This window comes from Streptomyces sp. NPDC003697 (genome assembly GCF_053587115.1).
Genome location: NZ_JBSFNN010000030.1, coordinates 1 through 12,369 on the forward strand (window position 1 = coordinate 1; position 12,369 = coordinate 12,369).

Genomic DNA, 12,369 nt, shown 5'->3' on the forward strand with positions numbered 1-12,369 from the left:
GCTGGCGCTGCTGCGCAAGACGATGGAGGACCGCTACGCCACGCCGTGACGGCGGCTGCCTTCCGGTCACCGCCTCCGCCGCCGCCCGTCAACTGCCGTGCCGCACACGGCACATGGGACTCTTCGCAGCACTCGGCTCGGCGAAGAGGGGGCGTGGATGACCACAGGGGCACCCGGACGCGGCACGACCCTCCTGGCGGCCGGGCTCATGCTCGTGCTGCCGGCTCCCGGCCCGGCGGCGGCCGAGCCCGGAGGCACTCCCGCACCCGTCGCCCGGCACACCGCCTCCGCCGCTTCCCGCCCCGCGGCGCCCGCTTCCCGCCCCGCGGCGCCCGCCTCCCGCCCCGCGGCGCCCGCCCCCCGCACCGTCACCCTCGTCACCGGTGACCGGGTCACCGTCACCGACCTCGGCGGCGGGAAGCGGACCGTCACCGTGGAGCGGCCCGAGGGCGCCACCGGGGCCGTGCGGACGCGGACGGCCGGCGGCGACCTCACCGTCGTAACGGACGAGGCACTGCCGTACCTGCGGGCGGGGCGGCTGGACCGGCGGCTGTTCGACGTCAGCGGGCTGCTGCGGCAGCAGCCCGCCGACACCGCCACCGGCGAGCTGCCCCTGATCGTCACCCACGGCGCGGGCCGCCGGGCGGCCGTCCCGCCCGGCACCCGCCGGACGCGGCCGCTCACCAGCGTGCACGGCGACGCCGTCCGGGCCGGCAAGAGCCGCACTTTCTGGACGGCGTTCACCCGGCCGGGCGGCAGCGGCGTCGACACGGTGTGGCTGGACGCGCGGGTGCGGGCCGGCCTGGCGGAGAGCAACGCGCAGATCGGGACCGCGGCCGCCTGGGACACCGGGCTGACCGGCCGGGAGGAGCGCGCACCGGCCGCCCCCGCTCGTCGAAACCGGTCTCCGGCGGGCGATCACCCCACCGACAGGGGCACCACTCCCTGGACCACCCCCAGGTCCACCAGGTCCTGCGGGCCGATGCGGAGCCGGCCGGCGGTGGCCGGAGCCTCGTCCGGCGGGCGTTTGAGTATCGCCGTCGCGGACTCCGGGGCGATCACCGAGAAGTAACTGTCCGGCGTGGCCCAGGTGTTGCCGGACGCGGCCAGGGCGAGCGCGCCGCCCGACCCGCCCTCGCCGATCAGCAGCGTGGTGACCGGTGTCCGGGCCGCCGCCACCGCGCCGAACAGATCCGCGATCGCGGGCCCCACGCCCTGCCGCTCCGCCTCGGCGTCGTTGGCCGCACCCGGCGTGTCCACCAGGGTCAGCACCGGGATCCCGAGCCGGTCCGCGAGCCGGACCAGCCGGGCGGCCGTACGGTAGCCGGCGGGACGGGTCGCGGTTCCCGTCTGGGCGGCGTAGGCGACGGTCCGGCCGTCGTGCTCGCCGAACCCGCAGAGCATGCCGTCGTCCCTGCCGCCGCAGCGGTCGCCGCCGAGGGCCGCCCGCCGGGTGAAGTAGGCGTCCAGGTAGCGCTCGGCGCGCGGGCGCCCGGGGGAGCGGGCGCGCAGGACCGCCTCCCAGCCGCCGGCGGGCAGGGCGGGGGAGGAGCCGCGCGGCGGTGCGCTCCCACCCGGCGCGGGGCCGCCGGGCGGTGTGCCCGCCGTGGGCAGCGCGTGCGGCGGGGGAGCGGGGGCGGCCGACGGGCGGGTGAGCAGCCGCAGCCACAGCCCCAGATGCCCGCGCAGCTCCTCCGGACGGACGACCGCGTCCGCCGAGCCCGCCGCGACCTGCGCCTCGGCCGAGTACGCCGCCGGGTCCGCGCCGGGCGGCCGCACCCGTGAGCCCGCGAAGCCGACCTGGGCGCCCGGCAGGGCGAGCGTCACGTCGGCGCCCGCCCCGAGCGTCGCCCAGCCGCCGCCGGTCGTCGGGTCCTGGGCCACCGCGATCTGCGCCAGCCCGGCGTCGCGGGTCAGCATCATCTGCCGTGCCACGCGCTGCAGCTGGATCAGCGCGAGCATCCCCTCCTGCATGCGGCTGCCCCCGGTGGCCACGAGCGCCACGACCGGCAGGCGGTGCGCGCGGGCGTGGACGTACGCCGCCTCCAGCCGGTCACCCGTCCGCTGCCCGAGGGAGCCGCCGAGGAAGCCGAACTCGAACGCGACCATCACGGCGCGGCTGTCCCCGACGTGCGCGGTGCCGCACACCACGGACTCCCGCTCGCCGGTGCGGGCGGCGGCGCGGGCGCGCGAGGCGTCGTAGCCCCGCCAGCCGAGCGGGCCGTCGGGCGCCGACTCGCGCTCGGTGTGCGGGAGTTCGGCGAAGTCGTCGGTGACCAGGCGGAGGGCCTGCCGGGCGGTGGGCCGCTCAGTCATGCGTCAGCGCCCGCTTCATGATCTTCCCCATCTCGTTGCGGGGCAGGGCGTCCAGGAGGTGGACGACGCGCGGCCGCTTGTGCGGGGCGAGCCGGCGGGCCACGTGGTCGGCCAGCTCCGTGGTCCCGGGCGGCGACTGCGGATCGGCCGGGACGACCCAGGCGACGACGCGCTCGCCGAGGTCGGCGTCCGGCTCGCCGGTCACGGCGGCCTCGCGCACCCCGGCGTGTTCGAGGAGCGCGTTCTCGATCTCTCCCGCGCCGATCTTGTACCCGCCGCTCTTGATCAGGTCCGTCGCCCTGCGGCCGACGATGCGGACGTAGCCGTCGGGATCGCGGACCGCCATGTCGCCGGTGCGGAACCAGCCGTCGGCGGTGAAGGCGGCGGCGGTCGCGTCGGGCCGGTTCAGGTACCCGGTGAACAGGTTCGGCCCGCGCACCTGGATCTCGCCGATCGTCTCCCCGTCGTACGCCGGGATCGGCGTGCCGTCCTCCTCCACGAGCCGCAGGGCGACCCCGGGCAGCGGCACGCCCACGGTTCCCGCCCGCGGTTCGCCGTCCGCCCGCACGCTGGTGTTCATCAGTGTCTCCGTCATGCCGTACCGCTCGATCACCCGCCGCCCGGTGGCGGACGCGATCCGCTCGTGGTCGTGCACGGGCAGCGCGGCGGAGCCGGAGACGAGCAGCCGCGCCCCGGCCAGCGCCCCGGCCAGCCCGGGTTCGTCGTCCAGCGCCTCCGCGATGCGGTGGTACATGGTCGGAACGCCGAAGAGCATGGTGGCCCCGCTCTCCAGCTCCCGCGCCACGGCCTGCGGGGTGAACCTCCCGACGTGCCGCACACAGCCGCCGCGCCGCAGCGGCCCGAGGACGCCCAGCACCAGCCCGTGCACGTGGAACAACGGCAGCCCGTGCACGAGCACGTCCTCGCCGGTCCACTGCCAGGCGTCGGCGAGCGCGTCCAGGGTGGCCGCGAGCGCCCGGCGCGGGATGACGGCGCCCTTGGGCGGACCCGTGGTCCCGGACGTGTAGACGACCAGGGCGGGGTCCTCGCCGGCCGCGTCGTTCCCGCGCGGGGCGGTGCCGCGGTGCGGATGGGCGGGGTCGCTGCCGGAAGGGGCGGTGCCGTACGCGTCGACCTCGACGCGTTCCAGGCCGGCGAGTGCGGCGGGCAGGTCGTCACCGGGCGCGGCCAGCAGCAGCGAGGGCGCGCTGTCGGACACGATGTGCCCGAGCTCCTTCTCCCCGGACCTCGGGTTGAGCGGTACGGCGGGCACCCCGGCCTCCAGCGCCGCCACCACCGCGACGGCGGTCTCCAGCGCCGGGGTCGCCCACACGGCGACCCGGTCCGCGCCCCGGATCCGGGCGGCGAGTTCACCGGCGGCGTCCGCCAGCGCCCGGTACGTCAGCGACCGGTCACCGAACCGCAGGGCGACCTGCTCGTCGGGGCTGCCCCGCAGGGCCGGGAAGAGTGAGGACACGCAAGGACTCCTTCACGAACGAGGCGGACGACAGGAGCAGGAGCAGGAGCAGGAGCAGGAGCAGGAGCAGGAGCAGGGTGCAGGAGCAGGGAGCAGGGAGCAGTACGGAGCACGGAACGCGGAGTACGGGGGCGTGCGGGGAACGACACTCCGTTCTTACCCCGGTCACCACGTGCCGTGGCTGAGGCGGTCGTCACTCCGGGGGCCTCCCGGCCGGCCAGGACGCCGCGCAGGGGGCGCGGCCCGAGGCGGCCGGGGAGCCCCCGACTGCCGCAGCGCGGTGCCTGCCGTCACGAGCCCCGCGGAGAGCGCTTGTTAGCCTGCCAGGCCGTCAGTGGTGGACTGTTGTACGAAAGGGAGTCACCCCGTGCCCCGCATAGCGCTCGTGACCTGCCGGCCCGGACCGGACGTCAGCGTCGACCGTGATCTTCCGGTACTGACAGCGGCGCTTCGGGACGCCGGGGCGGACGCGGACCCCGTGTACTGGGACGACCCGGAGGCCGACTGGGGCGGATACGACCTCGTCGTGATCCGTTCGACCTGGGACTACAGCTGGCGGGCGGCCGAGTTCGTGGCCTGGGCCGAGCGGTGCGCCGCGGTCACGCGTCTGGCGAACCCGATCGAGGTCGTGCGGTGGAACGCCGACAAGCGGTACGTCGGGCAGCTGGCGGCGGCCGGGGTGCCCGTCGTGGCCACCCGCTACCTCGCCCCCGGCGACCCCGCCGACCTCCCCGACGACCACGAGTACGTCGTCAAGCCCACCGCCGGCGCCGGTGCCCGGTTCGCCGCCCGCTACACGCCCGACGAGCACGACACCGCCCTGCGGCAGTTGGCGCGGATGCACGCGGAGGGGCTCACCGCGATGGTGCAGCCCTACGTGCGGGGCGTGGACGTCAGCGGCGAGCGGGCGGTGCAGTTCTTCGGCGGACGCCTGCTGCACGCGAGCCGCAAGGGTGCCGTGCTCGCCCCCGGCACCCCCTACGACCAGCGCAAGGTGGCCCACCCCGACCTCGCGCCCTGGACGCCGAACGCCGCCGAACTCGCCGTCGCGGAGCGCGCGCTGGCCGCCGTCCCGGGAACGCCCGACCTCCTGTACGCCCGGGTCGACCTCGTGGACGGCGAGGACGGCCCGCACGGCGAACCCCGGGTGATGGAACTCGAACTGGTCGAGCCCAACCTCTTCCTCTGGCTGCACCCCGGCTCGGTGCCCCGGGTGGCCGGGACGATCCTGGAAGCCGCCGGCTGACCGGAGCCGAGTCGATCCCGGAGGCCGCCGGCCGACCGGCGCCGGGACCGTCGCCGAGCCGCCGTCATCACCGACCGGTGCCGAGACGGTCCTCCGGGCCGGCATACGTCCGCCGACCGCGCCCGAGACGGTCCCGTCCCCCCGCCCCTACCCGTCGACCCGGGTCCGCTGCAGCAGGCCCCACGTGAACTCCGCGACCACCTTCCGTCGTACGCCCCGCGCGTCGGGCGCGGTGAAGGCGAGGCCCCGTCGGGTGGGCGCCGTGCCCTCCAGTGGGCGGGCCGGGGCGAAGGCGCGGGCGACCTCGTCGACCGTGCAGGACCAGGGGACGAGGTCCTCGACGGTGCGCAGCGCGGGAGGGGGGCTGCCCGGGGCGCGGACGAGCCACCCGCTCCACACCACGCCGCCCGGTCCGGCCAGGACCTCGAAGCGCAGGTCGGGCCAGAGCGGCAGGCGCCACTGCCACACCTCGCACTCCACGTCGCCGAGCGTGCGCTTCGCCACCGTCTCGGGGCGGCCGAGCACCGAGCGGACGGGGGCACCGGCCAGGCCGTCGGGGCCGGCGAGTGAAGTCCCGGCGGACCTGGGCCGCCGGGAGCGGACCATCGCCTGCCACCGCTTGTTGGCCTCGCGCATCTCGGTGAGGGAGACGCCCAGCTCGCGGCGCGCGTCGTCGACCAGGTCAGGGTTGTGGTCGGCCATACGGCGCAGCAGGACCAGTTGGAACCCGAGCGCACCGAAGGGGCGGCCCGGACGGCCGCCGGGACCGCCGGTCCGGCCCGGATCGCCGGCCGCACCCGGCTCGTCCGCCGCTGCGGGGCGGCCGGCTCGTTCGGGGCGGTCGGAGCGGTGCGGGCCGTCGGGGTCGTCGGGGCGCCTTGCGGTGGGCATACGGTCCATCCTCGCTCAGTCCGGGCGGGGCCGGGGCGGGGCCCGGGATTCCGAACAGCTCCGGTCCGGTCCGTTCCGGTCCGCGCGCGGACGCGTTTCCCGTGTGGCGTGCGGGACTCCCGCACACGGCCATTGCCCGGGCACCTCCGCGGTGGCTAGCCTGTCCGTTCGTCATACCGATCGCCTGTTGATATCTCGAACATAGGCCTGGAACAAGGGAGGGGGCCGATGGTGGGACGTCTCGTACCAGCCGTGACCCGGGCTCTCGACATACTCGAGCTCTTTCTCGACGGGGACGGCACGCTCTCGGCCCCCGACATCGTGCGCAGGCTGCAGCTCCCGCGCACCACCGTGCACGAACTGGTCACCACGCTCTCCGCCCGCAAGTACATCGTCCCGGTGGCCGGCCAGCCGGGGCGCTACCGGCTCGGCGTCCGCCCCTACCAGCTCGGCAGCCGCTACGCGGAGCAGCTCGACCTCGCCGCCGAGGGCCTTCAGGTCGCCCGCTGCGTCGCCGAGACCTGCGACGAGACCGTGCACGTGGCGATCCTGGAGGACACCGACGTCATCTACATCGCCAAGGTCGACTCCACGCACGCGGTCCGCATGGTGTCCGCGGCCGGCCGCCGGCTGCCCGCCCACTGCACGTCGGTCGGCAAGATGCTGCTCGCCTCCCTGCCCGAGCAGGAGCTCGCCGCGCGCCTCCCCGACGGCGCCGAGCTGGCCGCGATGACGCCCAACAGCATCACCGACCCCGCCGTCCTGCGCGAGGCCCTCACCGAGATCCGCCGGCGCGGCATCGCCGTGGAGAACCGCGAGTCCAACCCGGACGTCAGCTGTGTGGCCGCCCCGGTGCGCGACCGCGCCGGCCGGGTGGTCGCGGCGCTGTCCATCTCCGTGCCCATGATCCGCTGGAGCGAGGAGCGCCGCGCCGAGCTGGAGGAACTCGCCGCCAAGGGCGCCGCCGACCTGTCGGAGCGCCTCGGTCACCGGGGCGCGGCATGAGGGCGCCGTACGAGGTGGCGGTACGCGCCGGGGCGGAGCTCGGCGAGGGCCCGACGTGGGACACGGCCGCGCAGCGGCTGATCTGGGTCGACATCCTCGGTTCCCGGGTGCACACCTTCGACCCGTCCTCGGGCCGGCGCACGGTCCGGACGACCGGGCAGCACGTGGGCGCCGCGGCGCCGCGTGCGGGCGGCGGGCTGGTGCTCAACCTGCGCGACGGCGTGGGCCTGACCGACCCGGACGGCGTCTTCCGCTGGCTGCACCACGACCCGGTCCCCGGCCGCCGCGGCAACGACGCCGCCGTGGCGCCCGACGGCTCCCTGTGGGCCGGCACGATGCGCTACGACGAGGCACCGGGCGGCGGCACGCTGTCCCGCCTCACCGGTGACGGCACGGCCGAGGTCGTGCTGGACGACGTGGCGGTGAGCAACGGCACCGGCTTTGGTCCCGACGGCCGGCTGATGTACTACGTCGACTCGCCGACCCGGCGGATCGACGTCTTCGACTTCGACGGCGAACGTGTGACGGGCCGGCGGGAGCTGGTGTCGCTGGAGGACGGGGCCGGCGCGCCGGACGGGCTGACCGTCGACGCCGACGGATGCGTGTGGGTGGCGCTGTGGGACGGCGGCGCGGTCCGCCGCTACACGCCCGCCGGCACGCTGGACCGGGTGGTCGAGCTGCCCATCCCGCGCGTCACCTCCTGCGCGTTCGGCGGAGCCGGCCTGACCGACCTGTACATCACCACGGCCCGCACGGGACTGTCCGCGCCGCACCCGCTGGCGGGCTCACTGCTGGTGGTACCGGACGCGGGCCGGGGCCTGCCGCAGCCACCGTTCGCGGGCTGACCGGCTGCCGTCCGGTCGGTCCGGCCCCGGCCCGCCGTTCACTCCGCCGCCCGGCCCCGGCCCGCCGTTCACCTCTCCGCCCGGCCCCGACCGGGCGTCGCCCCGCCCCGTCTCACCCCGCCGTCCGGTCCAGCTCCGTCAGGATCTTCCGCTCGGCGGGGGTGAGCGGGGCACCGGACAGGGGAGGGAGCAGAGCGCCGTTCAGGACGTCCACGACGGTGACCGGGTGCAGCAGGCGGGCCGGGCCGGTGAGCAGGCTGGTGACGTCCCACAGGGCCGCCGCCGCCCGGTAGGAGCCGGTGGCCGCCCTCGTCAGACGGCGGCTGTAGCCGGTGACGAGGCGGTCGGCCAGGCCCGGCCGCCCGCCGCGGGTGCCCGGATACCACACGTCCTGGCCGACGGCCGCCGCCCAGGCCGCGTCGACCGACCGGCCCGCCGCCCGCTGCACCCGGCGGGCCAGTCCCGGCGCCTCCGGCCCGCTGCGCCGCAGCTCCCGGGCCAGGCACCGGGCACCGAGCGCGGCCACCGACATACCCTGCCCGTAGGCGGGGTTGTAGGTGGCCAGCGCGTCGCCGAGCACGACGAGCCGCTCCGGCCAGTGCGGGGCCTTCTCCAGGTGGCGCCGGCTGTTGCTGGTGCTGCGGCTGATGTGCACGTCGGTCAGCGGCTCGGCGCCCGAGACGAGGCGGCCCACGATGGGGTCCGGCAGGTCGAGCAGGTACCGCAGGAAGCCGTCGGGGTCCGTCGGCGGCTCGCCGCCGCGCGTGCCGGCGAGGCTGACCATCCAGCGGCCGCCCTCGACGGGCAGGACCATGCCGCTGCGTCCCGGCCGGGAGACGTACGGATCGGCCTGCACCATCGTCAGGGGGAAGTCCTCCGCGCCCGCCGGCGTGCGGTAGATCCGCGTGGCGTTGACCAGCCCGGAGTCGACGCTCCGCTCGCGGATCCCGGTCACCCCCAGCTCCGCCAGCCAAGGGACCACGCGGGACCCGCGCCCGCTCGCGTCGACAACGAGGTCCGCGTCGAGGTCGCCCTCGCCCCGCGCGTCCGCCACCCGCACACCGCGCACGCGTCCCCGGGTGCCGGTGAGGCCGAGGACCCGGCCCTTGCGGAACTCGGCCCCGGTGCGGTCGAGGAGGGTCTGCCGGACGGTCCAGTCCAGCAGCGCCCGGGTGCAGGTGATCATGCGGGGCCCGTCGTGGCGCCAGCGCCGGAACCACCCCTCGGGTGTGAGGGCCACCATGCCCGAGCCGAGCGGTATCTCCCGCGCGCCCGCGGCGAGCAGCCGTCCGCGCACATCCGCCCCGGGCAGCAGATCCTCCATGGCGGCCAGTCCCCCGGCCATGAGCAGGTGCGCGTGGCGTCCCTGCGGGAGCCCCCTGCGGTGCTCCGGCCCGTCGGGCAGGTCGTCCCGGTCGAGCACGACCACCTCCTCCACGGCGTCGGACAGGGCCGCCGCGGCCAGCATGCCGGCCAGCCCGGCACCGATGACGACAGCTCTACGCGGCATGGGGCTCCTCGGAGTCGGCCATGGCCTCAGCCATGGGAGGTCTGCACCGCTCCGCTGCGGGCGGCGGTGACGTCGGTCGTGTCGGCCAGTGCCTGCGCCAGCTCCACCAGCCCGCCCGCACCGGGCACCTCGGTGGCGTGCAGGCGGTAGCCGCTCGACGGGTCGAGGGGCGTCTCGCGGGCGGCGGCCCGCCGGGCCGCGTCGGCGAGCATGGCCGCCTCCGCGGCGATCCGCGCCTGGTGCGCGGTGCGTCCGTGGCGCAGGGCGGCGTCACGGGCGCGTTCGCGGACCCGGTCGTCGAAGTAGGGGGCCAGCGCGAGCAGGGCGTCGTGGATGGACACCTCTCGCCACTGCAGCCGCTCCTGCGGGAGCCGCCACCAGGAACCGGGTGGCCCCGGCGCGGTGGAGGCGAAGCGCACCCGCGCCCACAGCGGGCCCAGCCTGCGGTGGTCGCGCAGGCTCTGCCACTGCGCGACGGCCGACGGCAGCAGCCTCGGCAGCACGAAGCCGGCGGAACACAGCAGGGCGCCGAGCGAGGCCATCGGCGGCGCCACCTCCGTGGACAGCACGTCGAGGTCGTGACCCGACCAACGCGCCGCCACGGCGGCGTACTTGGTGGCCTGGAAGCCCGCCACGTCGAGCAGCACGCCGAGGATGATCAGCCGCAGCCCGGCCCTGAGCAGCCCGGTGACCTCGCGGCTCCACTTCACGCACAGCACGCACATCGATACGGTCGCGGCGCTGTGCCCGATCAGGTAGAGCAGGATCATCTCGCGCAGGCAGGGCGTGCCGGCGTAGTACGTGTCGAAGTCGGTGAGCCGCTCGGTGTGCGCGTCGCCGAGCGCGAAGAGCACCACGATCGCCACCACCAGCGGACCGTAGACGGCGACGCTGCGCAGCGCCAGGGCCCTGACCCGCTCGGGCGGACCGCCCCGCCAGTGGACCAGCAGGACGAGCAGGGAGCAGCTGTACGCGGAGAGCATGCCGTAGGTCAGCGGGGCGCCGAAGTTCGGCACGCCGGTGAGGTGGTTGACGGCGGCGAGGGTCAGCGGCGCGGAGCAGACGAAGACCAGCGTGCCGAGCGCGATCGCCACGCACGTGGAGACGGTCAGCGGGTTCCGCGCGGCGGGGCGCGGCCGGCGCAGCAGCACGACGCCGGACAGCGCGAACACCACGGCCGCCAGATAGACGACGAGGCTCATGCCCGGCACCTCCGTGCGGGTGCGGGTGCGGGTGCGGGTGCGGGTGCGGGTGCGGGTGCGGCAGGGTGCGGCGGTCGCGCCGGCGGCGTGCGGTTCATCCGGTGCCCCTCGGGGTCGTGGGGGTCGTGCCGCTGCGGACGCGGACGCACGGGGCGGGCGGGGACGCGGCCAGCGCGTCGGCGATGCGCACCAGGGCCTCGGGACCCGGCACCGCGCCGGGCAGCCGGCCGGCCGCACCGGTGCGCGGGGCCTCCGGCCCGCGCCCGGCGTCGGCGCGCCCGGCCTCGGCGACGACCGCCGCCCACGCGGCGGCCCCGGCCCGCTCCGCGTCGCCCGTCGCCTCCAGGACCGCGTCGTGGACCCGCTCGTACAGGGCGCGGTCGAAGCGGGAGTCCAGGTAGCCCAGCGCGTTGTGGATGCTGGTCTGACGCCACATCAGCCGGGTGGTGGGGGCGGCCCAGCGGGGCCTGGGCAGCCGCAGCGCGCGGCGCGTGAGGACGTCGTCCAGCGCGCGCTCCAGGGGTGCCAGACGGCCGTACGTCCGCCAGGCGCGCACCCACTCCGCCAGCCGGGGGCCGGTCAGCGGCACCAGGATGCCGACGGCTGTCAGCAGGGCGCCCAGCCCGGCGGCCGCCGGGGAGACGTGCGTGCCCAGCGCCGACCAGTCCCACCCGCACCAGCGGGCCGCCACCGCGGCGAGTTTGGTCACGCTGTAACCGGCGTTGCACAGGGTGCCCACGCCCAGGACCACCAGGCCCGCCCGGAGCCAGCCGTGCACCTCCCGGGCCCAGCGCAGCGACGACACCATGGTGACGCAGACGGCGGCCAGGTGCCCGACCAGGTACAGGACGATCATCTCGGCGATGAACGGCGTCGTCGCGTAGTAGGTGTCCAGGTCGGTGCGCCGCTCCACCGGGGCGTCGCCCAGGCAGAAGGTGGTCGTGATACCGGCGACCACGACCGCGTAGGCGAGCATCCAGCGGCGGACGACCAGGTGCACGCGCGGCCCGCCCCGCCAGTAGACGATGAGCACCTGGGAGGCGGCGCTGTACGCCGTGATGGAGGCGTACGTGAGCGGCGCGGCGAGGTTCGGGACACCGCTGAGGTGGTTGATCGCGCCCACCGTGGGCGGGGCGCCGAGGAAGAAGCACGCGCCGGCCAGGCCCAGCACCGCGCAGATGGCGCGCAGGTACGGGTCGTGCCGGTGGCGCACCAGGTCCGGGGCCTTCATTCCCAGGCCCAGCCAGAGCACGCCGCAGCTGACGTAGTTGATCGTGCCGCTCATCGTCCCCGTGTCCCGCGGTAGTTGAGTGCGGCACCGATGCGTCCGGCGAGGTCGTCGTCGCCGGCGGCGGGCACGGAGTCGGCCGGGGCCTCCAGCCAGCCGCGCAGCCGGCGGCCCATCAGCATGCCGAAGAGGTCGGCCTCCTGCTCGTCGGCCAGGCTGAAGTCGGTGCGGGCCGCGACGGGCCGGGGCGGGCCCTCCGCGCCCGCGCCGGACGGCGGGCCGGCGCCGCGCCGCTTCATGTGCCACACCTCGTGGCAGAAGATCACGATCTGGTGCCACACGGCGGCCCGCCGGTCGACGACCACGACGTCCTGCGCCTCGCCCTCCAGCCACAGCCCGCTGGCGGTGTGCGGCGGGAAGACCTCCCGGCGGATGACGACCCTGCGTCCCCGCCAGGCGCTGACGGATTCGACCAGGGCGGCGAACAAGGCCTCGGGGTCGGCGGGCACCGGCACCCGCATGGGGTCGATGAGGGCGTCGGCGAGGCGCCGCATCTCCCTTTTCCTACGCACCCTGTTCCCCCGTGCTCCGACCACGCCTGCCCCCATCATGCTCGGACGGCCGACGGAAGGGGAAGCTCCCCGGGCCG

10 protein-coding genes and 1 pseudogene are annotated in these 12,369 nt (G+C 76.2%); 4 read left to right on the forward strand and 7 right to left on the reverse strand.

Features of this window, described 5'->3' with window-relative positions; all coding sequences use genetic code 11:
• Positions 1-157 precede the first annotated feature (157 nt).
• Positions 158-865: pseudogene (locus ACWDNY_RS14775) on the forward strand (S8 family serine peptidase); the annotation flags it as partial.
• Between the two features lie 53 nt (positions 866-918).
• On the opposite strand, the gene ACWDNY_RS14780 reads toward ACWDNY_RS14775, so the two are convergent.
• Both ACWDNY_RS14780 and ACWDNY_RS14785 read right to left on the reverse strand, forming a co-directional pair.
• Complete coding sequence (locus ACWDNY_RS14780; protein WP_451646126.1) at positions 919-2,316, reverse strand: carboxyl transferase domain-containing protein; 1,398 nt, start codon at positions 2,314-2,316, stop codon at positions 919-921.
• Positions 2,309-3,793: an acyl-CoA synthetase gene (locus ACWDNY_RS14785; RefSeq protein WP_451646127.1), complete on the reverse strand. Its 1,485-nt coding sequence runs from the start codon at positions 3,791-3,793 to the stop codon at positions 2,309-2,311. Before ACWDNY_RS14785 ends, ACWDNY_RS14780 begins: the two co-directional genes overlap by 8 nt.
• 367 nt (positions 3,794-4,160) lie before the next feature.
• On the opposite strand from ACWDNY_RS14785, the gene ACWDNY_RS14790 reads away from it, so the two are divergent.
• Complete coding sequence (locus ACWDNY_RS14790) at positions 4,161-5,039, forward strand: ATP-grasp domain-containing protein (RefSeq protein ID WP_451646128.1); 879 nt, start codon at positions 4,161-4,163, stop codon at positions 5,037-5,039.
• Positions 5,040-5,186: 147 nt separating this feature from the next.
• Here the strand turns inward: ACWDNY_RS14790 and ACWDNY_RS14795 are convergent, their stop codons facing one another.
• Positions 5,187-5,741 carry a hypothetical protein gene (locus ACWDNY_RS14795; protein ID WP_451646178.1) on the reverse strand — a complete coding sequence of 185 codons (555 nt, stop codon included), beginning with the start codon at positions 5,739-5,741 and terminating at the stop codon, positions 5,187-5,189.
• 420 nt (positions 5,742-6,161) lie between these two features.
• Here ACWDNY_RS14795 and ACWDNY_RS14800 point away from each other — a divergent pair, with 420 nt between their 5' ends.
• Entirely contained in the window at positions 6,162-6,935 is a 774-nt protein-coding gene (locus ACWDNY_RS14800) for an IclR family transcriptional regulator (RefSeq protein WP_451646179.1), read from the forward strand.
• A complete protein-coding gene (locus ACWDNY_RS14805; RefSeq protein ID WP_451646129.1) occupies positions 6,932-7,780 on the forward strand; it encodes an SMP-30/gluconolactonase/LRE family protein in 849 nt (282 codons plus the stop codon). Before ACWDNY_RS14800 ends, ACWDNY_RS14805 begins: the two co-directional genes overlap by 4 nt.
• A 112-nt stretch (positions 7,781-7,892) precedes the next feature.
• Here the strand turns inward: ACWDNY_RS14805 and ACWDNY_RS14810 are convergent, their stop codons facing one another.
• The 4 genes from ACWDNY_RS14810 to ACWDNY_RS14825 all read right to left on the reverse strand — a co-directional run bounded on the left by ACWDNY_RS14810 (position 7,893) and on the right by ACWDNY_RS14825 (position 12,274).
• The gene (locus ACWDNY_RS14810) at positions 7,893-9,290 is read right to left on the reverse strand and encodes an NAD(P)/FAD-dependent oxidoreductase (protein ID WP_451646130.1); all 1,398 of its coding nucleotides are present in this window, start codon (positions 9,288-9,290) and stop codon (positions 7,893-7,895) included.
• A 26-nt stretch (positions 9,291-9,316) separates the two neighbouring features.
• Positions 9,317-10,492, reverse strand: coding sequence for an MAB_1171c family putative transporter (locus tag ACWDNY_RS14815; protein WP_451646131.1), 1,176 nt, complete (start codon positions 10,490-10,492; stop codon positions 9,317-9,319).
• Positions 10,493-10,586: 94 nt separating this feature from the next.
• Positions 10,587-11,777: an MAB_1171c family putative transporter gene (locus ACWDNY_RS14820; RefSeq protein WP_451646132.1), complete on the reverse strand. Its 1,191-nt coding sequence runs from the start codon at positions 11,775-11,777 to the stop codon at positions 10,587-10,589.
• Positions 11,774-12,274 carry a toxin gene (locus ACWDNY_RS14825; RefSeq protein ID WP_451646133.1) on the reverse strand — a complete coding sequence of 167 codons (501 nt, stop codon included), beginning with the start codon at positions 12,272-12,274 and terminating at the stop codon, positions 11,774-11,776. The genes ACWDNY_RS14820 and ACWDNY_RS14825 overlap by 4 nt, the downstream gene beginning before the upstream one ends.
• Positions 12,275-12,369 lie beyond the last annotated feature (95 nt).